Annotated in this window: 30 protein-coding genes; 19 read left to right on the top strand and 11 right to left on the bottom strand. The window is 68.4% G+C overall.

Annotated features, from left to right (window positions below; translation table 11 throughout):
• The first annotated feature begins 22 nt into the window (after nt 1-22).
• Nucleotides 23-346, top strand: coding sequence for a hypothetical protein (locus tag ACZ6YV_RS36920; protein ID WP_378237693.1), 324 nt, complete (start codon nt 23-25; stop codon nt 344-346).
• Here the strand turns inward: ACZ6YV_RS36920 and ACZ6YV_RS36915 are convergent.
• The 9 genes from ACZ6YV_RS36915 to ACZ6YV_RS36875 form a co-directional block, all read right to left on the bottom strand.
• Nucleotides 297-665 carry an SCO6045 C-terminal-like domain-containing protein gene (locus ACZ6YV_RS36915; RefSeq protein ID WP_465514028.1) on the bottom strand — a complete coding sequence of 123 codons (369 nt, stop codon included), beginning with the start codon at nt 663-665 and terminating at the stop codon, nt 297-299. The two genes, ACZ6YV_RS36920 and ACZ6YV_RS36915, sit on opposite strands and share 50 nt — an antisense overlap.
• Entirely contained in the window at nt 662-1,474 is an 813-nt protein-coding gene (locus ACZ6YV_RS36910) for an MbnB/TglH/ChrH family RiPP precursor modification enzyme (RefSeq protein WP_465514027.1), read from the bottom strand. The genes ACZ6YV_RS36915 and ACZ6YV_RS36910 overlap by 4 nt, the downstream gene beginning before the upstream one ends.
• Nucleotides 1,467-2,414 (bottom strand): TIGR04222 domain-containing membrane protein, encoded by a 948-nt coding sequence (locus tag ACZ6YV_RS36905; protein ID WP_465514026.1) that lies wholly within the window; start codon nt 2,412-2,414, stop codon nt 1,467-1,469. The genes ACZ6YV_RS36910 and ACZ6YV_RS36905 overlap by 8 nt, the downstream gene beginning before the upstream one ends.
• 83 nt (nt 2,415-2,497) lie before the next feature.
• Nucleotides 2,498-3,067 carry a TIGR04222 domain-containing membrane protein gene (locus ACZ6YV_RS36900; RefSeq protein ID WP_465514025.1) on the bottom strand — a complete coding sequence of 190 codons (570 nt, stop codon included), beginning with the start codon at nt 3,065-3,067 and terminating at the stop codon, nt 2,498-2,500.
• Complete coding sequence (locus ACZ6YV_RS36895) at nt 3,064-3,825, bottom strand: TIGR04222 domain-containing membrane protein (RefSeq protein WP_465514024.1); 762 nt, start codon at nt 3,823-3,825, stop codon at nt 3,064-3,066. Before ACZ6YV_RS36895 ends, ACZ6YV_RS36900 begins: the two co-directional genes overlap by 4 nt.
• A 75-nt stretch (nt 3,826-3,900) precedes the next feature.
• Nucleotides 3,901-4,329 carry a peptide-methionine (R)-S-oxide reductase MsrB gene (gene msrB, locus ACZ6YV_RS36890; RefSeq protein ID WP_378237701.1) on the bottom strand — a complete coding sequence of 143 codons (429 nt, stop codon included), beginning with the start codon at nt 4,327-4,329 and terminating at the stop codon, nt 3,901-3,903.
• Between the two features lie 19 nt (nt 4,330-4,348).
• Nucleotides 4,349-4,654, bottom strand: a complete 306-nt coding sequence (locus ACZ6YV_RS36885; protein ID WP_093934528.1) for a hypothetical protein — start codon at nt 4,652-4,654, stop codon at nt 4,349-4,351.
• Nucleotides 4,655-4,727: 73 nt separating this feature from the next.
• Nucleotides 4,728-6,335 (bottom strand): serine/threonine-protein kinase, encoded by a 1,608-nt coding sequence (locus tag ACZ6YV_RS36880; protein WP_465514069.1) that lies wholly within the window; start codon nt 6,333-6,335, stop codon nt 4,728-4,730.
• A gap of 180 nt (nt 6,336-6,515) precedes the next feature.
• Entirely contained in the window at nt 6,516-7,202 is a 687-nt protein-coding gene (locus ACZ6YV_RS36875; protein ID WP_465514023.1) for a TVP38/TMEM64 family protein, read from the bottom strand.
• Nucleotides 7,203-7,226: 24 nt separating this feature from the next.
• Between ACZ6YV_RS36875 and ACZ6YV_RS36870 the strand changes: the two genes are divergently transcribed.
• The 3 genes from ACZ6YV_RS36870 (at nt 7,227) to ACZ6YV_RS36860 (ending at nt 9,793) form a co-directional block, all read left to right on the top strand.
• Complete coding sequence (locus ACZ6YV_RS36870; RefSeq protein WP_465514022.1) at nt 7,227-7,784, top strand: GNAT family N-acetyltransferase; 558 nt, start codon at nt 7,227-7,229, stop codon at nt 7,782-7,784.
• 28 nt (nt 7,785-7,812) lie between these two features.
• Complete coding sequence (locus ACZ6YV_RS36865) at nt 7,813-8,835, top strand: DNA polymerase domain-containing protein (protein ID WP_465514021.1); 1,023 nt, start codon at nt 7,813-7,815, stop codon at nt 8,833-8,835.
• A 64-nt stretch (nt 8,836-8,899) separates the two neighbouring features.
• A complete protein-coding gene (locus ACZ6YV_RS36860; RefSeq protein ID WP_465514020.1) occupies nt 8,900-9,793 on the top strand; it encodes a tyrosine-type recombinase/integrase in 894 nt (297 codons plus the stop codon).
• A gap of 193 nt (nt 9,794-9,986) precedes the next feature.
• On the opposite strand, the gene ACZ6YV_RS36855 is transcribed toward ACZ6YV_RS36860, so the two are convergent.
• Together ACZ6YV_RS36855 and ACZ6YV_RS36850 are read right to left on the bottom strand one after the other, a co-directional pair.
• The gene (locus ACZ6YV_RS36855) at nt 9,987-10,310 is read right to left on the bottom strand and encodes a hypothetical protein (protein WP_465514019.1); all 324 of its coding nucleotides are present in this window, start codon (nt 10,308-10,310) and stop codon (nt 9,987-9,989) included.
• A gap of 191 nt (nt 10,311-10,501) precedes the next feature.
• Nucleotides 10,502-10,984 carry a hypothetical protein gene (locus ACZ6YV_RS36850; RefSeq protein WP_465514018.1) on the bottom strand — a complete coding sequence of 161 codons (483 nt, stop codon included), beginning with the start codon at nt 10,982-10,984 and terminating at the stop codon, nt 10,502-10,504.
• A gap of 206 nt (nt 10,985-11,190) precedes the next feature.
• Here ACZ6YV_RS36850 and ACZ6YV_RS36845 point away from each other — a divergent pair, with 206 nt between their 5' ends.
• The 15 genes from ACZ6YV_RS36845 (at nt 11,191) to ACZ6YV_RS36775 (ending at nt 17,632) form a co-directional block, all read left to right on the top strand.
• The gene (locus tag ACZ6YV_RS36845; RefSeq protein WP_465514017.1) at nt 11,191-11,445 is read left to right on the top strand and encodes a helix-turn-helix domain-containing protein; all 255 of its coding nucleotides are present in this window, start codon (nt 11,191-11,193) and stop codon (nt 11,443-11,445) included.
• Nucleotides 11,442-11,696 carry a hypothetical protein gene (locus ACZ6YV_RS36840; RefSeq protein WP_465514016.1) on the top strand — a complete coding sequence of 85 codons (255 nt, stop codon included), beginning with the start codon at nt 11,442-11,444 and terminating at the stop codon, nt 11,694-11,696. Before ACZ6YV_RS36845 ends, ACZ6YV_RS36840 begins: the two co-directional genes overlap by 4 nt.
• Nucleotides 11,697-11,772: 76 nt before the next feature.
• A complete protein-coding gene (locus ACZ6YV_RS36835; protein WP_465514015.1) occupies nt 11,773-12,213 on the top strand; it encodes a hypothetical protein in 441 nt (146 codons plus the stop codon).
• A complete protein-coding gene (locus tag ACZ6YV_RS36830) occupies nt 12,210-12,674 on the top strand; it encodes a hypothetical protein (RefSeq protein WP_465514014.1) in 465 nt (154 codons plus the stop codon). Before ACZ6YV_RS36835 ends, ACZ6YV_RS36830 begins: the two co-directional genes overlap by 4 nt.
• Complete coding sequence (locus ACZ6YV_RS36825; RefSeq protein WP_465514013.1) at nt 12,674-12,847, top strand: hypothetical protein; 174 nt, start codon at nt 12,674-12,676, stop codon at nt 12,845-12,847. The genes ACZ6YV_RS36830 and ACZ6YV_RS36825 overlap by 1 nt, the downstream gene beginning before the upstream one ends.
• Nucleotides 12,844-13,284 carry a hypothetical protein gene (locus ACZ6YV_RS36820; protein ID WP_465514012.1) on the top strand — a complete coding sequence of 147 codons (441 nt, stop codon included), beginning with the start codon at nt 12,844-12,846 and terminating at the stop codon, nt 13,282-13,284. Before ACZ6YV_RS36825 ends, ACZ6YV_RS36820 begins: the two co-directional genes overlap by 4 nt.
• Nucleotides 13,281-13,460: a hypothetical protein gene (locus ACZ6YV_RS36815; RefSeq protein ID WP_465514011.1), complete on the top strand. Its 180-nt coding sequence runs from the start codon at nt 13,281-13,283 to the stop codon at nt 13,458-13,460. The genes ACZ6YV_RS36820 and ACZ6YV_RS36815 overlap by 4 nt, the downstream gene beginning before the upstream one ends.
• Nucleotides 13,457-14,155, top strand: a complete 699-nt coding sequence (locus ACZ6YV_RS36810; RefSeq protein WP_465514010.1) for a lambda exonuclease family protein — start codon at nt 13,457-13,459, stop codon at nt 14,153-14,155. The genes ACZ6YV_RS36815 and ACZ6YV_RS36810 overlap by 4 nt, the downstream gene beginning before the upstream one ends.
• Nucleotides 14,155-14,823, top strand: coding sequence for a hypothetical protein (locus ACZ6YV_RS36805; RefSeq protein WP_465514009.1), 669 nt, complete (start codon nt 14,155-14,157; stop codon nt 14,821-14,823). The genes ACZ6YV_RS36810 and ACZ6YV_RS36805 overlap by 1 nt, the downstream gene beginning before the upstream one ends.
• Nucleotides 14,820-15,545: an exonuclease domain-containing protein gene (locus ACZ6YV_RS36800; RefSeq protein ID WP_465514008.1), complete on the top strand. Its 726-nt coding sequence runs from the start codon at nt 14,820-14,822 to the stop codon at nt 15,543-15,545. The genes ACZ6YV_RS36805 and ACZ6YV_RS36800 overlap by 4 nt, the downstream gene beginning before the upstream one ends.
• On the top strand, nt 15,542-15,694 hold the full coding sequence (locus ACZ6YV_RS36795; protein ID WP_465514007.1) for a hypothetical protein: 153 nt from the start codon (nt 15,542-15,544) through the stop codon (nt 15,692-15,694). The genes ACZ6YV_RS36800 and ACZ6YV_RS36795 overlap by 4 nt, the downstream gene beginning before the upstream one ends.
• Nucleotides 15,691-16,041 (top strand): hypothetical protein, encoded by a 351-nt coding sequence (locus tag ACZ6YV_RS36790; RefSeq protein WP_465514006.1) that lies wholly within the window; start codon nt 15,691-15,693, stop codon nt 16,039-16,041. The genes ACZ6YV_RS36795 and ACZ6YV_RS36790 overlap by 4 nt, the downstream gene beginning before the upstream one ends.
• Nucleotides 16,042-16,275: 234 nt before the next feature.
• Nucleotides 16,276-16,674 carry a helix-turn-helix transcriptional regulator gene (locus ACZ6YV_RS36785; protein ID WP_465514005.1) on the top strand — a complete coding sequence of 133 codons (399 nt, stop codon included), beginning with the start codon at nt 16,276-16,278 and terminating at the stop codon, nt 16,672-16,674.
• On the top strand, nt 16,674-16,934 hold the full coding sequence (locus ACZ6YV_RS36780) for a hypothetical protein (protein WP_465514004.1): 261 nt from the start codon (nt 16,674-16,676) through the stop codon (nt 16,932-16,934). Before ACZ6YV_RS36785 ends, ACZ6YV_RS36780 begins: the two co-directional genes overlap by 1 nt.
• Nucleotides 16,931-17,632, top strand: coding sequence for a PspA/IM30 family protein (locus ACZ6YV_RS36775; protein WP_465514003.1), 702 nt, complete (start codon nt 16,931-16,933; stop codon nt 17,630-17,632). The genes ACZ6YV_RS36780 and ACZ6YV_RS36775 overlap by 4 nt, the downstream gene beginning before the upstream one ends.
• Nucleotides 17,633-17,695 lie beyond the last annotated feature (63 nt).

Below are 17,695 nucleotides of genomic sequence, written 5' to 3'. Positions count from 1 at the left end.
TCCCCGACCTAACTTCGGTGGGATGAAACGAAAGACTGTGAAGCTGACCTTGATCGCGGCGTCCGCGCTGGTCCTGTGCGCGTGCGGGGTCGACGGGAAGATCGGCGACTACGGCGACACGACCGTCTACTCGGAGCCGAAACCCAACTCGAACGGCGGGGTGAGCAACGACCCGGTGGGCACGCTGACCACCTTGTCCAAGGTGACCGTTTCCTGCTACGAGAAGGTCAACGGGTTCGGGTTCTACAAGATCTCGTACTCGGGCGGTTCGGGCTACATCGACGACTCGACCTCGATCATGAGCGACGACGGCGAAGTCCGGCCCGCCAAGGTGCCCAAGTGCTGAGCCCGCGCCTCGGTTTCGGGACTTCGCCGCGCTCGACGAGCCACGTGCCGAAAGCGTCCGCGTAGGCCAGCGCGCGGATCGCTTCGGTCTTCGGACGCGTTGTCGCGTACTCGCGGAACAGCGCGGCGAACCGGCCGCCGAGGGCTTCGGCGAGGTCCGGGCGCAGGTACGCGGCCAGCCTGCTTTGCTTGTTCCGCAACACGTTCGCCTCGATGCGGAGCCTGTCCGCGTCGAACCCCGCCGGGGCGTCGCCGCCGGCGAGGAGCGCCTTGAGCAGTTCGGCCTGCTGCCCGGCGAGCCGCTCCCGGGGCGAGGTCACGGCGAGACCGCTTCCCGGAGCGCGGCCAGTTCGGCCGCCAGTTCCGCGTCGGGCGGGTAGTCGTCGTCGCGTTCCAGCAGGACACCAGGCGGCTCGAAGCGCTTCCGGAGCTCCCTCAGCAGGTCCAGCACCTCCGGGACCACCGGATGGGCGTGCGTGTCGTGGTAGACGCCGTCGCGTTCGACACCGCCCGCCATATGCGTGTACGCCAGCCGCTCCCACGGGATCTCGTCGAGGAACCGTTCGGGATCGGTGCCCAGGTTGCGGGCGTTGGCGTACAGGTTGGCGACGTCGATGATCAGCAGGCAACCGGTCCGATCGGTCAGTTCCCGCAGGAACTCCGACTCGGTGAACTCCGCGTCCGGCCACTCCAGCACCGCCGCGATGTTCTCCAGCGCGAACGGGACTTCCACGATGGACTGGGCCAGTTTGACGTTGTCCACCAGGACGTCGAGCGCTTCCCGGGTACGGGGGAGCGGCATCAGATGCCCGGAGTCGAGGCCACCCGCGCGCACGAAGCACACGTGGTCGCTGGCCATCGGCGCACCGAGCTCGCGGGTGACCTCCGCGAGATGCTCGACGCGCGCGGTGTCCAGTGGGTCGGCCCCGCCCAGCGACAGCGAGACCGCGTGCGGCAGGACCGGCATTCCCTTGTCGCGCAAGGCGATCAAGGTCTCCGGAAGATGCCCGGCGTGCAGGTTCTCGGCCACGACCTCGACCCAGTCGACACCGGGCAGCCGCGCGATCGACAGGTCCAGCTCGTGCCGCCAGCCGATCCCGATCCCGAGGTGGCCCGGCCCGTCAGCCACCGCAGCCGCCACCACCGCAGGAACTGCCACCGCCGCAGGAGGAGGAACTTCCACTGCTGCACGAGGAACCCGTGCTGCAGGTGCTGCCACCGCCGGACGAACCGCCGCCGAAAGCACTGGGCATCGGTGGCGGGATCAGCGCCGCGCTGAGCTCTTCGTCCGGGTAGAAGGCGAGCCCGCCGAGCGCGACCGCCGCCGCGGCGCCGCCCAGCAGGGCGCCACCGGCCACGCCGCCCATCGCGGGCGTGTTGGGGATCCCGCGCTTGCGCTCCCGCGCCAGCGCGCTGTTGGCACTGCCGAGAATCCGGTTGCCTTCGCCGGTCGGGCGCGGTCCGACGGCCTTGTTCTTGACGGCACGGGAGACCAGCGTCGCGAACCCGGCCGCGATCAGCAGCGGGATCAGGAAACCGACGGCGTGGTCGGCGGAGATCCCGGAGAACAGGCGCACCACGCCGAGGACGAACACGGCGAGGTACAGGAAGAACACGACCCGGCGGATCCGCGGCGCTTGGTTGACGACCACGAGCCCCCGCGCCTCCAGATCCTTGGCGAGCGCCTGCATCGGCCCGGACATCCGCAGCCTGTCGCGGATGCCGCGAGTGGTGGCGTTGTGGCCCGGTTTGGCGCCCTTGGCGACGGCCCTTTCGATCGGGTCCGCGGGCTCGGGGCCCGTCAGCTGGAGCTGCTTCGAGCTGCTGACCCGCAACGTCCCGCGATCGACCAGGGCCGCGATGGCCGTGTCGACCACCCTGTCCGGGCCGCCGGCGAGATAGGCGAGTTCGTACACCGTCGGCTGCGGTCCGCTCACGGCGGCGCGCGGCGCCTTGCGTCCCAGCTTGACCGCGATCGTCCACAGGAGACCGACGGCCAGCGGAAACACCAGAAGGACGGCGTAGATCGCCAGGAAAGTGGGTCCGGGGATGCCCCAGGTGTCTTCCATCGCACGGGCCTTTCACGAGCAGGTGCACTTACCGTAGTCGGACGCTTGTTCGTCCGGTCGTGGTTCCCTCGAACCCCAGTCGATCAGCCGGGCGAACCGTCCACGACGGCCGTTAGACCGTCAGGGGGTGGGGCTCCGCCGACGGCGACCTGGGCTTTGTCACGGGCGGAAGGGGTCGTCAGGGTCAGGAGCCGCGCCAACCGCCGATCCGGGTGAGCGCCGAGGCCGCCCAGCGCCACCGCGCCCGCCGCGCCGGTGAAGAGACTCGGATCCTCCCTCGCCCGGGAAAGCATCCGTTCTCCCGCCTTGGTCGCCCACACCCCGCGCCGCGTGACGGCGTGCCAGGCCCGTCGCCAGTGATTCGCCGGGACGATCAGGCCGCCTGCCAGGAGTTCCGCCCGCAGCGAGCGCATCGGTTCCGACTCGCGCAGGGGTTCGCGCACTCGCGCTACCCGCACTTTGGGCAGGGTCTTCACCACCGCTCGCACGAACGGATCGGCGGGCTTGGCGGAGGTCCGGCGCAGGACACCGGAACCGTCCAGCCGGGCCGCCTTCCGTTCGAGCGCTCCCGCGACGGCGGTGTCCGTGACCCGGTCGGGGCCGCCGGTGAGGTACGCGACCTGGTAGATCGTTTCGAGCCGGTCCATGGTCATCCTCCACACCCTCCGCCTCCGCCGCCGCAGGACGAGCCGCCACCGCCGCAGGAAGAGCCGCCGCCGCACGAAGAAGCGGCGAAAGAGGACGCGCTCCCGCCGCACGCGCTCGCCGTACCGGAGAACAACCTGGCCTTCGTGCCGCCGGTCTTGAGCAGCGTGACCGCCAGGCCGGACTTGTCCGGCCATTGCCGCCACCCGGTCAGTCCGAGGGCACCGGCCACGCAGACGATGGAAAAGACGAGGATGTCTGCCGGACGCTCAAGCGGTACCGCTTGAGCCAGGCGCGCGATGCCCAGCGCGAAGACGGCGACGTAAACGGCCAGCGCGCACTGCCAACCCGCCCGTCGCCGGTTTTCGGCGACTTGCAGGCCCCTCCGCCGCAGGTCGGCGCGCAGTTCCAGGACGACCTCGTGCCGCGCCATCCTGGAGCGCAGCTCGCGCAGGCCGATTCCGCTGCCGTGCACGAGCGAGACGACCGCGCGCTCGAACGGATCGGCCGGAGCCGGCCTGATCGGGTGCAGGAGCCCTCGGCTGTCGGGCCGGAGGGAGTGCCGTTCGAGCAGACCGGCGGTGTCGGTGACCCGTTCCGTGCCGTCCGCCAGTGCGGCCAGGTGGTAGAGACCGGGCACCTTCCTGGCGCCGGTGTCGCGGCGCAGCCACAGCTCGTTCGCCACGGCGAGTGCCAGTGGCAGTACGGCGCAGACACCGTAAAGCCAGGCGAAAGCCGGTCCGGAGATTCCCCAGGGTTCGTTCACAAAACACCGCCCTCCCCGACGCTGTTCCAGTGCTACGAGAACGCGTCGGAGAGGGCGGTGGTTCGCTGGGTTCGGTTACGACTCGGACTCGGGAACCAGCTTCAGCGAGATCGAGTTGATGCAGTACCGCTGATCCGTCGGCGTGGCGTAACCCTCGCCTTCGAAGACGTGCCCGAGGTGGCTGTGGCACGACTTGCACAGCACCTCGATCCGGCGCATCCCCATCGCGGTGTCCTCGCGGAGGAGGACGGCGTCGGTTTCGGCGGGGTCGTAGAACGACGGCCAGCCGCAATGGCTCTCGAATTTCGTGTCGCTGCGGAACAGCTCGGCGCCACAGGCGCGGCACTGGTAGACACCGGTGGTCTTCTCGTCGGTGTACTCCCCGGTGAAGGGGCGCTCGGTGCCCGCCTGGCGGAGCACGGCGTACTCGTCGGAGCTGAGCTGCTCCCGCCATTCCTGCTCGGACTTGACCACGCGCGGCGTGGCTCCGACAACGGGTTTCATACCTTTCACTGGTTCCACGTTACCCCGCGAGCCACGCGATGGCCCGGCCGATGATGTCCCATGCGGTGACCATCACGCCGAGCACGATGAGGACCACGACCAGCGCCGAAATCCACCAGCGCAGACCGCCGAGACGGTTGCTGGAGTCGGCGAAATCGGAGACACCGTCGATGCAGGCTTCCACGGTGAAGTTCGGGCCGCAGCGTTCGATGCGGTCCAGATGCTCGGCGAAGGCACGGGCTTCGGGGTCGTACGGGTCGAGGCCTACCAGGTCCTCGTCGAAACGAGGATTCTGGCCAGGTCCGAAAGGTCCGCTATCGGCCATACCGGCAACAGTAAGCCACGCGTGGCGATTGGCCTACCACCAGCGAGGCGGGTCTCACCACCGCCACGCTGCGTCAGTTGCCGAGTACTCGCGTGTCGGCGTCGATGTAGTACTGCCCGCCCACCTGGACGACGCGCAGTGCCGGGCGTGGGCCTTCGTTGACCGTCACGTTCATGTCGATCGAACCGTCGGGGTTCCCGCCACCGCTGTCCGCGTGCGCGGATCGGGCGCCGGTGACCTTGTGCGCGGTCCAGTAGTCGGCGAAAGCCTGCTCCGAGCCGTACACGGCTTTCGCGGCGTCGGTGAGCTTGTTCCAGCTTTCGGTCGTCCCGATCTTGCCGGTGTCGAAGAAGCCGAGGACGAACTGACCGACGTTGGTGAAGCTCGTGACCTTCTCACTCGGGGTCTTGCCCAGGTCAGCCGGGGGCGCCTTCGAGGACGACGGGGCGCTCGGCTTGGACGCCGAGGTGCTGGGCTGCGGGTTCGTCCCGGCGTTGTCGCCGCCCTGGTTGTTGCCCGCCCCGTTGCCCGAATTCAGCACCAGGAACACGATCACGGCGATCACCACGACCGCGGCGCCGGCACCCGCGAACAGGACGGCCTTGCGCTTGCCGTCGGAAGGCTTTCCCGAGGACGGCCGCATCGGGGCGGCCGCGGACGGCGGTGGGGTCATCGCGGCGACCGGACGCGGTGGCGTGTTCGGCGGAGCGGCCTGCGAGCGCATCGGGATGAACGCGGCCGTCGGCGTGTGCTGTTTGGCGGGGGGCGGGGGAGATGCCGCGGCGGACTGGGCCGGTTTGTCGGTCCGTTGCCACGGCGGCCGGTCCCCGCCGGGAACGCCGTGCCCCGGGGTGTCGGGCACGGCGGGCTGTCTACCGCCGCCCGCTCCGAAGAGCCGCGGCGACGCCGCCATGCCCGAGCCGGATTCGTTCGCCGCCAGCGCGGCGAGGCGCTCCCGCGCTTCGGCCATGGTCGGGCGCTCGGTCGGTTCGGTACGCAGGAGGCTCATCAGCAGCGCCGTCGCGCCGCCTGCCTGCTGCGGCGGGTTGATCTGCCCGTTCGCGGCCGCGTAGAGCAGCGCGAGCTGGTTGGAGCTGTTCCCGTACGGCGTCTGGCCCTCGATGGCCTGGTAGAGCGTCGCGCCGAGCGCGAAGACGTCGGAGCTGGGCACCGGATCCGAGCCGCGCGCCAGCTCGGGCGCGAGATAGGCCGGGGTGCCGCCGATCAGGCCGGTCTGGGTGAGCGTCATGTCGCCGGCCGCTCGCGAGATCCCGAAGTCGGTGATCTTCGCGGTGCCGGCCTCGTCGATCAGGATGTTCCCCGGCTTGACGTCGCGGTGCACGATCCCGGCGCGGTGCGCGGCGACCAGCGCCGACGCGACCTGCTCGCCGATCTTCGCGACGCGGCCCAGCGGCAGCGTGCCCTCGTCGGAGATGATCGCCGAGAGGCTCGGGCCGTTCAGGTACTCCATCACCAGGCAGGGGTCGCCGCCGTGCTCGGCGATGTCGAACACGACGATCGCGTTCGGATGCTGGAAACGGGCCGCGTTCTTCGCCTCGCGCATGGCGCGCTGGCGCATGTTGTCGCGCTCCGCTTCGGAGACACCGGGCTGCGGGAGGATCTGCTTGACCGCCACCGAGCGCTCGAGGCGGACATCGATGGCACGCCAGACCACCCCCATGGCACCGCTACCAATTTGCTCGACCAGGCGGTAGTGCCCAGCGATCAGCTGACCGGTGTCGATGGCGACTGCTCCTGACACATTCTTTGACGAACACATCCCGGGTGATGGTGGTGTTACGCGGCCTGAAAGGTCCCGCGCACCCGATCGAGTGTAGCGGGCGGCGGTTTCGGCTCCCCGTCAGCTCGCCGGTGCGGAGGCGGGCAGTTCTTCCTCGCCGCTCGGTTCGGGCTCCGGACGGGCCTTCCGCCGGAAGACCTTGAGCAGCCCGACGGCCCCCGCCACGGCGAACACGGCGTAACAGATCAGCAGGGCGGGAGGGGTTTCCCCGGTCAGCGCGTCCCCGAGGACGACGACCGCGACCGTACCGGGGAGGCTGCCGAGCGCGGTCCCGATCAGATACGGGGCGAAACGGACCGATGACACTCCGCACAGGTAACTGAACGGAGCGAAGGGCACCATCGGGATCAGCCGTAAGGAGGTGATCGCCAGTACCCCGCCGTCCGAAAGCCGGTCGTTCACCGCGCGGACCTTGGCCCGGTGCAGGTGCCGGGTGACCAGATCGCGGCCGAGTGCTCTCGAAAGGGCGAACGACAGCCCCGAGGCGACCGTGGTCGCCAGGATGCCGACGACGATGCCCGTCGTCGCGCCGAGCAGCAGCCCGCCAGCCAGGTTGAACACGGTGCGTGGGATCGGCGCCACGGTCAGTACCGCATAGATCAGGAAGAAGACCAACGGCGTGGCCGGGCCGGTTTCGGCCGCCCAGGCCCGCATCCCGGCCGGGCTCGGGATCGGCAGCAGGACCGCGGCCGTCACGAAGAGGGCGAGCACGGTGAGCGCGAGAATTAATTTGGTACGGCCGGACACTGCGTCCACCGTACGGTATTCGACGTGATCGATACCGAGGCGCTGCGGACGCAGCCCGAACTCACCGGCGAGACCGTCGTGCTCACGCAGCTCGACGAGTCGTACTTCGAGACCTCGTGGAAGGCCCTGCAGGAGCCGGAAACCACCCGGCTGACCGGTACGCACACCAAGTTCACCGAGGAACAGGTCCGCCGGTACCTTGCCGCGCGCCCGGGTCTCGACGACAGGGCGGACTACGCGATCCTCGGCAAGGAAGACCGCGCACACCTCGGCGATGTGGTGCTCTACGAAATCGACGCGGACAACCGCTCCGGGGCGTTCCGCATCGCGCTGAACGGTCCGGCGTTCTTCGGCAAGGGCTACGGCACGGAGGCGACCAAGCTGCTGCTGGGCTACGCGTTCGACGTCGTCGGCCTGCACCGCGTCTCGCTGGAGGTCTTCGACTACAACCCTCGGGCCCAGCGCGCCTACGAGAAGGCCGGGTTCCTCCGGGAGGGGCTCCAGCGGCAAGCGCTGCGGTGGGAGGGCGAGTGGCACGACGTCATCACCATGGCAATTTTGAAGAACGATCCGCGGCCCTGACCGGTGCCGGACTGGCTACGGTGGGCGCATGCCCAAGAACGGTGAGCCGATCGAGGTCGAGGCAGGCGAGCGCAAGGTCCGGGTGTCCAGCCCGGACAAGGTGTACTTCCCGGCCCGGGGGATCACGAAGCGCCAGGTCGTGGAGCACTACGTCGCGGTCGGCGTGCCGCTGCTGCGTGCGATCGGGGAGCGGCCGACGACGCTGAAGCGCTACGTCGACGGTGTCGAGGGCGAGTGGTTCTACGCCAAGCGCGTGCCGAAGGGCGCCCCGGAGTGGGTGGAGACCGCGAAGATCACCTTCCCGTCGGGCCGGACCGCGGAAGAGGTCTGCCCGACCGAACCCGCCGTGTTCGCCTGGGCGGCGAACCTGGGCACCTTCGACTTCCACCCGTGGCCGGTGCGGCGGCCCGACGTCGACCACCCGGACGAACTCCGCATCGACGTCGACCCGCCGGACGAAGCGGGGTTCTCGGACGCCGTCGAGGTCGCCGGTGTGGTGCGCGAGGTCCTCGACTCGGCAGGGCTCGTCGGCTACCCGAAGACCTCGGGCGGCCGCGGCGTGCACGTCCTCGTGCGGATCCGGCCGGAGTGGGACTTCATCGACGTCCGGCACGCGGTGATCGCGCTGGGCCGCGAGGTCGAGCGCCGGATCCCGGAGAAGGCGACCATCGCGTGGTGGAAGGAAGAGCGCGGCGGGCGGGTCTTCATCGACTACAACCAGGCCGCGCGCGACCGCACGGTGGCGTCGGCCTGGTCGGTGCGCGGCACCGCGCGTGCCACCGTGTCGACCCCGCTGACCTGGGATCTGCTGACCGAGGTCGACCCGGACGACTTCGACGTCCTCACCGCGGGTGCCTTCTACGCCGAGCGCGGCGACCTGCACGCGCCGATGGACGAGCGGGCTTTCGGCATCGAGACCCTGCTGGAGTGGTACGCGCGGGACGAGCGCGACCACGGCCTCGGCGAGATGCCGTATCCGCCGGACTACCCGAAGATGCCGGGTGAGCCGAAGCGGGTCCAGCCCAGCCGAGATATCCGCCTGAACAGGTAGTTTCTGGTTCGCGTGGTCGTCATGAGCCCTAGCATAAGGATGGCTCGCCGGATAACCTAGCGAAATGCCCTCACCGTTACCCGGCCTCGCCGCGTCGTTCAAACGGCACCTGCTCGCCGAGGGAAAGGCCGAGCGCACCGCCAAGCTGTACCTCCAGGCGATCAAGTTCTTCAGCGAGTTCACCGTCCCCGACCGCGTGGCCACGATCGACGACCTGACCAAGGACAACATGGTCGACTGGTTCATCGAGCTCAACAAGACGAAGGCGCCGGGCACGGTGCTGCTGCGGTGGCTCGGCATGAACCGGTTCTGCAAGTGGCTGATTGCCGAGGACGAACTCGACGTCAACCCGATGACCCATATCGCCCGGCCGGTACCGAAGATGTCGCCAATCCAGACCCTGACCGACGAAGAGCTGAGCGGGCTACTGGACGCTTGCAAGGGCAAAGGGTTCAACGAGCGGCGAGATGAGGCAATCATCCGGCTGCTGCTCGACGCCGGTGTCCGGGTCGCCGAGATGTGCGGGCTGCTCGTCGAGCAGCTCGACCTCGACGACGGGGCGGTCCTCGTGACGGGCAAGGGCGGTAAGCAGCGCATGGTGTATTTCGGGGTGCGCACGGCGCGGGCGGTGGACCGGTACCTGCGGATGCGGGGCCGGCACCGGTGGTCGCACCTGCCGCAGCTGTTCCTGAGTCAGCGCGGCGCGATGTCGACTGATGGGATCCGCTACCGAATGGAGGTCCGCGCAGAGAAGGCTGGCCTGAAGGATCCGGCGAACCCGCACAAGTTCCGCCACACGTGGGCAGACGACTTTCTGTTCAACGGCGGCAACGAACGGGACCTGAAGCGTCTCGCGGGCTGGTCGTCTGACGCGATGCTGGAGGTCTACGGTCGGTCCGGCGCGGATAAACGCGCGAAAGCCGCGGCGAAGAGAATGTCACGCGGTGACCGTGTGTGATAGTGGTGAGGAAGGGAAAAGAGGGCTTTAGAGAAGCCCCCCCCCGCACTTTTACGAGAACGAAAAAGTTGCTTGGGGAGCCGAGGTCCAGGGCTCACGCAGTGTTGCAGTTTCGTGGGTGTGGCCGGGGGAAGCGGCCGCACCCGGGGTGATCATTGCCGGGCGATACCACCCCGTACGTCCGGCGTTTCTGTCACTTGCTGTCGGGATTGTTGGCCCAGCGTTCCAAACGGTCGACTTCGCTGAGGGCCTGGTCCGTTTCGTCGATTTCCTGTAGTGCCTGCATATTCTCGCGGCGTCGCTGTTCGATCTCAGCACGCCTCCCCAGAAGGCCGATCCCAATAGCGCAACCGACATGGATGGTGGCCAGCTGCGGAGGCCAGCCGTTAATGGCCCCAGCCACGGCTAGGACGATGCCGAAGAAGACGACGACCGCGGTCACGGCGTAGAGCACACCGTGGGTTGTGGTGGTGCGGATCGTCGCGGTCGTCGGCAGGTTGATCTTTGGGGTGGTCAACTGCGACTCCCTCCAACGTAGTAACGGGTGATAACCCGATTGCAGGAGGACTATCGACACATGTCGGCCAAACGTCACAAGAAGTTAGGCACTTTCTCGACTTCCACCCAAGTGGACGAAAGAGCGGTCACGCGAAGGTTGCAGAAGGGTCGAGAGTCGATTGTGGACTTCCGATCATGCAGGTCAGCCACCTACGGTGTCAGCTTCTCGGTGACCCATGTGGACTTGCGGAGCTTGATGATCGCGGCGTCGTGCTGGTAGCGCAGCCGCGCATCGTCACCGCTGAACCGGCCGATCGCGCGAGCCTCCGCCTCGATCTCGTCGAGTGACATTCCCTCGACGCGTGTGATCTCCTCGGGGGTCCAGTCGGCTATCAGCTTACGCTCACCATCGACCGCGGGTGGGCGAGCTGCTGGCGTATCGGGCTTGCTGGCCGGCGCATCAGCCGACGTTGGCTCACCGCCACGCGCGATGACCCGGCAGTCGCCAGGGGTCCAGCCGAAGAAGTTCTCGACGTCGGCCAGGGTGCCGGGTCCGACGTGCTCGCCGCGTTCGAGCTTCCCGAGCGTCTTCGCGCTGATGCCGATCGCCGGCGCCCAGTCGATGCGTTCCGGGTAGCCCATCCTCTTGCGCTTGGCCATGACGTAGTCGCCTAGGCGAACGCGGTCTTCCATGCGTACAGAGTGCCGGAGGAACGAAGGGGACGAAAGAGGAACCCCCCGCACGCGCCCTGCCGGTCCGAATCTTGCTTCCCATCTCGTCACTTTGTTTCCCCTCGCCGTAACCAAGGGTGCACGCATGTGCAGCTAGGCGCAATACTCCATTCCGTGACCTTCCCTTACGTTGACTTCGCTTCCTCTTTGGTCATATCGTTTCCCCCATGCCACAAGTGAAGCCAGCGTTACGAGCCACTCGGGTCGCCAAAGGCCTGAAGGTCTCTCAGCTTGCGGCCCAGGTGCCCGGCCTCAGCGTCAAGCACCTCGCCAACTGCGAGAGCGGCCACGGCGGCCTTTCGATCGAGCGCGCCAACGCCATCGCGAAGATCCTCGAATGCCCTGTCGGTGACCTGATCGAGCTGCCGACGAAGGTCACGAAGCAGATCGCGGGAGACGACTCGCTTGCGGCGGCATCGTGACGCCCGAAGAGCGGTCCCGCCGTGCGCGGATCGCCGCTCACACCCGGTGGGGCAAGACCGGCGACCGAACCGCGGCGACTGAGCCCGCTCGTCGGGCGATGCGCGCCAAGTTCGAGGCGGAAGCCGACCCCAACGGAGACCTCAGCCCGGAGGAACGCGCTCGGCGGGCCGACAACTTGCAGCAGGCGCACTACCTGCGCATGGCTGCCGCCCGCTCGAAGAAGGCCAAGAAGCGGCGCGAGGTCGCCTGAACCCCGGAAGTAAGACGCCCGCCCCAGCGCCATGCAGGGCTCCGGAGCGGGCTAACCAACAGAGAGGACACCTCTGATGATCGAACAGAAGTCTAAGGCCGAGGACGCCACGGGGCGTCACGCGGCCATGAACGCTCCCACGTTGCCGCCCGGCGTCGTCGTGGTGGCGACGGACGGCGGCCGCCGGTACCGGGTGGACCCGGACAACCGGGACACGCAGGCCCTGTTGCAGGTGGACGGTGCTTTCCTCGACGGGTTCGAGGAGTCCGCGGTCGAGCACACCGCGGACTTGGAGGCGCTGGCGGCGGAGAAGGGTACGCGGGTCACGGCGTTCTTCGCGTTCGTCTGGTTCCGGGTGGTGGCGTTCTTCGGCGCGGTCGTGGATGCCGTCGCGACCACGGTCCGGCTGTCGGCGCGCTGGGAGCTGGAGCACTCGCGCACCATCGCCCGCCTCGTCGTCGCGACGATCTCGGCGCTGGTGCTGGCCGGGGCCGGTGTCGGGTGGTGGCTGTCGTGAACGACCGCATCGCGATCACCATGCCGCCGGTGCCGCTGGCCGTCCCCGTGATCCGCGCGACGCGGTGGGGCCTGTACCTCGCGCAGCGCGGTGTCTCGTCGGACCTGCCGATGGACTTCGGCATGGGTCACCACCGTGGTGTCCATCGTGTCGAGGTGGCCGCCGGAACCTGCGAGAAGGCCGCGGAGTCCGTGCGCCCTGCCGTGGTCCCGGAGCAGCTGCCGACACGGCCGGACCCGTGCCTGCGGTGCGGCGAGCTCGGTCACTTCGCGACGGTCCGGCTCACCGCGGACCCGGATAGCGCCCTGTCGGATCCGCACGAGGGTGTGCACGAGGTGTGCCCGTGCTGCGCGTTCAAGCCGGTGTGGCCGGGCGGCCTGTACGAGGAGATGCGGTACGAGGCCCGCACGTCCGGCCGAGTCGTCGTCGAGCTGCGTCAGCCGGATGGGCGGTGGAGTTGATGTCCCGCAAGGAAAAGCCTGCCCCCAAGTCCGTGACGGACACGGTGAAGGACGTGGCGAAGACGGTGGCGAAGCACGTGAACGTGAAGGCCGCATCGCGGACGGTCGATCAGATCCTCGCCGACGAGCTGGACCAGAAGCCGGACACCGGCGGGAAAGGCGGGCAGCGATGACGCGCGCCCTGAAGCAGGCCGATCTGTTGTCCGCGCTCGCCACGCACCTCCGTGCCCACCCGCACTTGCAGCCGGTGAACGTGTCCGACAGTCGTAGACGCAGCAGCTTGCAGATCTCGGCGTACCTCTACGCCGGTGAGCCGAATGGTGCCGAAGCGTTGCTGGCGTGGGCGAAAACCCTTGACTGCCCGAAGATCGAGATCAGCTGGCACGACAAGGAAAACCTGGTCACGATGATCGAGATCACGACCAGGATCGGCGGGCAAACGGTCGAGGTGTGGGACACCGACAAGGGCGACCTGCACCGGTGGCGGACCGGCGGCCCACGCGATCAGACGCCGATCACTCTGGAGCAGCTGGCCGGGTACGTCGCGGCCGGGACCGTCGAGCACGCCGACGAGCACGCCCCAGGGAACACCCCGGCGGTGACGTCGTGAGCTTCTCGACCATCCCGTGTGGAATCTGTGGCCGCCAGGCGTTCGTGGGCGCATTGGGGATCGCGTGCCGTTGCGACGACCGGACACCACCGGCGAAGCACCACCGCGAGATCCAACAGCATGAGTTCGCGCTGCACCAGTTCGAGCGGAACCTGGAGCTGGCGGTGACACGGTGACCGCCATTCAGGACCGGACCGGTCTCATCGAATTCCCGGACGTGATCCAGGGGTCCGACGAGTGGCACGACCAGCGCCGCGGGATTGTCACCGCGTCGGTCGTCGGGCAGCTGGTCACGGCGAAGACCTTGAAGATCGCCGCCAACGACAAGAGCCGCAGCATCGTCGCGCAGCTCGTGGCCGAACGCATCACCGGCTACACCGATCCCACCTACGTGGGCGACGACATGCTGCGCGGGATCGAGGACGAGCTGCGGGCACGCGAGCTGTACGCCGAGGTGTATCAGCGGCCCGTGCGCGAGGTCGGTTTCCTGCTCCGTAAGGAATCCACCTGGCAGTTGGGCTACTCGCCCGATGGGCTCGTCGGCGACGACGGGTTGATCGAGGTGAAGTCGCGCCGCTCGAAGCTGCAGCTGTCCACGATCCTCGCTGGCGAGGTGCCCGCCGAGTACGTGGCGCAGTGCCAGGCCGGGCTGCTGGTGTCCGGTCGCGCCTGGCTGGACTTCATCTCGTTCTCCGGCGGCATGCCGATGTGGCACAAGCGCGTCTACCCCGATCCCGTGTGGCACGAAGCGATCATCGCCGCCGCCGAGCAATTCGAGATCACCGCCGCGGAGATGACCGCGGACTACCTGGCCAAGACCGAAGGCCTTCCCGCCACTGAGCGGACCACCTTTATGGAGCTGACGATCTGATGGACCTCACCGACACCATCGCACCCACCAGCGACCAGCTCGACGCGGTCGACCTCCTCAGTGGACCGAGAACGTTCACCATCGAGAAGGTCAGCGCGGGCAACGCCGAGCAGCCCGTCAACATCAAGCTCGCCGAGTTCCCGCGCGTCTGGCGTCCAGGGAAAAGCATGCGCCGCGTGCTCGTGGCGTGCTGGGGGCCCGACGCGTCCAAGTACACCGGGCGTCGCGTCACCCTCTACTGCGACCCCGAAGTCCGGTTCGGCGGGCAAGCGGTCGGCGGCACCCGCATCAGCCACCTCAGCCACATCGACAAGCCGAAGCAGATCCCGCTGCTCGTGACGCGAGGCAAGTCCGCGATCTTCGTGGCTCGGCCGCTCGTCGAGTCGACCGAGGACCGCGTGGCCGAGTTCAAGCGCGAGTGGAAGTCCGCTACGCCTGAGCGGCGCAAGGTCATCGAGGGCGAGGTCGCCGCCTTGATGAACCCCGGCACGCAGTCGGCCACGCCTGTCGCCGAGGAGCCACGGCCGGAGACGCCGGCGGTCGAGGAGGAAGGGGATCCGGAGCAGTTTGAGGCCGAGGACGTCGACGACGAGGTCGCCGAGGAGAACGGCTACCGCGACGACGACCCGGACCTGACCGCGCACGAGCAGGAAGGCGCGGAGCAATGACTGGCTGGATGGAGGGCAAGTACCTCGCATTCGACCTGGAGACCACGTCCCGGTTCCCGGAAGAGGCGCGCGTGGTCACTGCGACGACGATCCTGATCGACCCCGTCGCCAAGACCAAGGACGTCGCGACGTGGCTGTCCAACGTGGATGGCGAGGAGATCCCGGCCGAGACGACCGCGATCCACGGCATCACTACCGAACACGCCCACGAGCACGGCCAGGCGGCGAAGGATGTCGTGGCCGAGGTCGCCGAGACGATCGAACAGGCGTGGGACTACGGCATCCCGGTGATCGGCCACAACGTCGGCTACGACTTCACCGTTCTCGACGCTGAGCTGCGCCGCCACTGGCCGCGCGCCCAACCTGCTGGCGTCAGCATGCGGAAGGCCGTTCTCGACACCTACGTGCTCGACAAGCACTTCTCGCACCGCAAGGGGAAGCGGCAGCTCGTGCAGACGGCCGAGTTCTACGGGGTGCCGCTCGCCGAGGACGAGGCGCACAACGCTACGGCGGACGCATTGGCGTCAGCCCGGATTCTCTGGAAGATGGCGCGCCGGTACCCGCTGCTGGCCGAGCGGTCGCTGGAGGAGCTGTTCGACTTGCAGGTCGGGTGGCACCGCGAGCAGCAGTCGTCGCTGGCGGACTACTTCCGGCGTGAGCGGATCGACCGGGAGGTCAGCTACGGCTGGCCGATCCGACAGGCCGAGGCAGTGCGGTCATGAGCGCGCACTCGAAGCGCACCCGGGCGGGGGACCTGCTTGAGGTGGCTGGGCAGTGGGCCGTGGTCGTCGGACTGACTTTGGCGATCGCCGCCCTCGGCCCGGTCTTCCTGCTCGGCGTCATCGACCTGTTGGGGCGGTGGATCCGATGACCACCATCCGCACCCTGCTGCACGTCGTCGAGCACGCCGAACGCTGGCGGATCGGGAACCAGGCCATCAAACAGTTCTCCCTCAGCCCGTTCCGGCTCGCGTTCCTGCTGCCGGACCGCGACACCGACGACTTCATCAAATGGGCTGAGCACCTCGACAACTGCCGCATCCGCGGCTTCGCGTCCGGCGCGATGGGACACCTGAACGTCCGGGGCCAGATCATGTCCGGCCACACGATCGAGGTCTCTGTCCTCCTCGACGGGAACGAGATGACTCGGTTCGGGCTGATCGGCGCGCTGACGCTCGGCGAAGTCGAGCAGGCCGCCCGGAAAGGCGTGGCCGCATGAATGCCTGCGGAACCTGCGGCGAGGACGGCGCCAACATTGAGGACTGCCCCGTTCATCGCACTGGCAAAGGGATCGAGCTGTGACCCGCCGGCAGTGGCGGGAGTCGCTGCGCCGTCTCGTCACCCGCACGAACATCGCGGTCGCCCGACACCGTCCACAAACGACCGTTGAGGCCCCCATGTGGCGCCTCGCCGACATCGCCGCCACTGGGGAAGCGGCCCGAAGGAGAACACCATGGCTGTAAGACGCCCCATGCGATACGCGGCCGTCATCGCCGCCAACCCGAATGCCATCGACACCGCAGTCACCGAACTGGCCGCCGTTGGGATCGTCCTGAACGAACACCCCGGGAGCGTCCAGCGCCTGAAGTTCTTCACCGCGCCCTACGAGCTCGGGTCCACGACCGTGTCGTTGGAGGCGGCGAAAGTGGCCGGGTTGACCGAGCGGCAGGCCCAGGTGCTGGAGCTGATCGCCGAGGGTCTGACGCAGAAGGAGATCGGCACCCGGCTCGGCTTGTCGCACCTGACCACCAAGGCGCACACGGCCAACATGTTCAAGCGGCTCGGTGTCAATGGCCGCGAGTTGGCGGTCATGGCCGGGTTCCGGCGCGGCATCCTCCGGGGCGGTGCGTGATGTACGAGTCCCGCGCCTACGACAAGGACACCTGCGACGGCTTCGGCCCGGACCCGGTCGTCGTGCTCGTCGTCACCGGCATCCACGACGTGTCCCGGCTCGTGCACCTCCTCAACGGCGGCCAGCCGGTGATCGAACAGCTCGCGCTCGGCCGTGCTGTTGCCGCGCAGGTCGCTCGGCACAACGGCGGCCGCGCCGCGCTGAAGCTCCTCGCCCAGCACGGCGGACCGAACCTCCTCCAGAAGCTGGAGGAGTCGTGACCAACATCGACGTGCTCGCTGTGCTCAAGCGCACCGACGGCCAGTTCACCAAACGCTCCGGCGACGACCCCGCCACACCCGAGTACCTCAAGACGCTCGCCGACGCCGTCCGGCCGCTCGTCGCCAACGGCGTGCCCGCGCCCGCGGTGCCGGTCGTCGACGACGAAGAGGTGCGGAAGCTCCAGGCGGACAAGCGGCGGCTCGAAGCGCGGGTGACCGAGCTGCGAAGCATGGTCGCCACCCGAGACGGCTCGCTCGACAAGCTGAAGTCCGCGGTCGAAGCGCTCAAAATCGACGTCGTCCAGGTGAAAACCGAGCGGGACGAGGCGCGCGCCGAGCGGGACACCGCCCGCGCACAGCTCCGCGAGGCCGAGGGCCTGCCGTCCGGCGGCGTCGAACTTCTCCAGGCCGACAACGCCCGGCTCGCCAACGAACTCGCCGCCGCGCAACGGGACCGGGACGCGGCGAACCAGACGCTCGACGAGATCGCCGACGAGGCACAGAACCGCCCGGCCGCGGTGCACGCCTGCCGGTGGCCGGTCGCCGAGCCCGGCTCCGAGCCGGGGCCGTGCGAATGCGGTCGGCCGTGGCCGCGTGGCGCCGATCTCGCGACCGAGGAGGTCGTGCCGGACGTCGAGCCGTGGGGCGCGCTGTTCGGCCAGATCCGGACCGAGCTGGATGGGCGGTGGTCCGCGTGACGGCCTACAGGCAGGCGTACGGCAAACACATGAACCGCATCGAATCGAGTGCGGTGCCGTGCC

The organism is Amycolatopsis sp. NPDC102522, from assembly GCF_055584485.1.
The sequence above is the reverse complement of the archived record's forward strand: the minus strand, read 5'-3'. Positions and strand labels throughout refer to the sequence as shown.

What these genes read in the sequence shown, in the direction of transcription:
- ACZ6YV_RS36920 (WP_378237693.1), top strand. Translation starts at nt 23, where the DNA reads ATGAAACGAAAGACTGTGAAGCTGACCTTGATCGCGGCGTCCGCGCTG.
- ACZ6YV_RS36905 (WP_465514026.1), bottom strand. Translation starts at nt 2,414, where the DNA reads ATGGAAGACACCTGGGGCATCCCCGGACCCACTTTCCTGGCGATCTAC.
- ACZ6YV_RS36900 (WP_465514025.1), bottom strand. Translation starts at nt 3,067, where the DNA reads ATGACCATGGACCGGCTCGAAACGATCTACCAGGTCGCGTACCTCACC.
- msrB (WP_378237701.1), bottom strand. Translation starts at nt 4,329, where the DNA reads ATGAAACCCGTTGTCGGAGCCACGCCGCGCGTGGTCAAGTCCGAGCAG.
- ACZ6YV_RS36885 (WP_093934528.1), bottom strand. Translation starts at nt 4,654, where the DNA reads ATGGCCGATAGCGGACCTTTCGGACCTGGCCAGAATCCTCGTTTCGAC.
- ACZ6YV_RS36880 (WP_465514069.1), bottom strand. Translation starts at nt 6,335, where the DNA reads ATGGGGGTGGTCTGGCGTGCCATCGATGTCCGCCTCGAGCGCTCGGTG.
- ACZ6YV_RS36865 (WP_465514021.1), top strand. Translation starts at nt 7,813, where the DNA reads ATGCCCAAGAACGGTGAGCCGATCGAGGTCGAGGCAGGCGAGCGCAAG.
- ACZ6YV_RS36860 (WP_465514020.1), top strand. Translation starts at nt 8,900, where the DNA reads ATGCCCTCACCGTTACCCGGCCTCGCCGCGTCGTTCAAACGGCACCTG.
- ACZ6YV_RS36850 (WP_465514018.1), bottom strand. Translation starts at nt 10,984, where the DNA reads ATGGAAGACCGCGTTCGCCTAGGCGACTACGTCATGGCCAAGCGCAAG.
- ACZ6YV_RS36845 (WP_465514017.1), top strand. Translation starts at nt 11,191, where the DNA reads ATGCCACAAGTGAAGCCAGCGTTACGAGCCACTCGGGTCGCCAAAGGC.
- ACZ6YV_RS36835 (WP_465514015.1), top strand. Translation starts at nt 11,773, where the DNA reads ATGATCGAACAGAAGTCTAAGGCCGAGGACGCCACGGGGCGTCACGCG.
- ACZ6YV_RS36825 (WP_465514013.1), top strand. Translation starts at nt 12,674, where the DNA reads ATGTCCCGCAAGGAAAAGCCTGCCCCCAAGTCCGTGACGGACACGGTG.
- ACZ6YV_RS36820 (WP_465514012.1), top strand. Translation starts at nt 12,844, where the DNA reads ATGACGCGCGCCCTGAAGCAGGCCGATCTGTTGTCCGCGCTCGCCACG.
- ACZ6YV_RS36805 (WP_465514009.1), top strand. Translation starts at nt 14,155, where the DNA reads ATGGACCTCACCGACACCATCGCACCCACCAGCGACCAGCTCGACGCG.
- ACZ6YV_RS36800 (WP_465514008.1), top strand. Translation starts at nt 14,820, where the DNA reads ATGACTGGCTGGATGGAGGGCAAGTACCTCGCATTCGACCTGGAGACC.
- ACZ6YV_RS36795 (WP_465514007.1), top strand. Translation starts at nt 15,542, where the DNA reads ATGAGCGCGCACTCGAAGCGCACCCGGGCGGGGGACCTGCTTGAGGTG.
- ACZ6YV_RS36790 (WP_465514006.1), top strand. Translation starts at nt 15,691, where the DNA reads ATGACCACCATCCGCACCCTGCTGCACGTCGTCGAGCACGCCGAACGC.
- ACZ6YV_RS36785 (WP_465514005.1), top strand. Translation starts at nt 16,276, where the DNA reads ATGGCTGTAAGACGCCCCATGCGATACGCGGCCGTCATCGCCGCCAAC.
- ACZ6YV_RS36780 (WP_465514004.1), top strand. Translation starts at nt 16,674, where the DNA reads ATGTACGAGTCCCGCGCCTACGACAAGGACACCTGCGACGGCTTCGGC.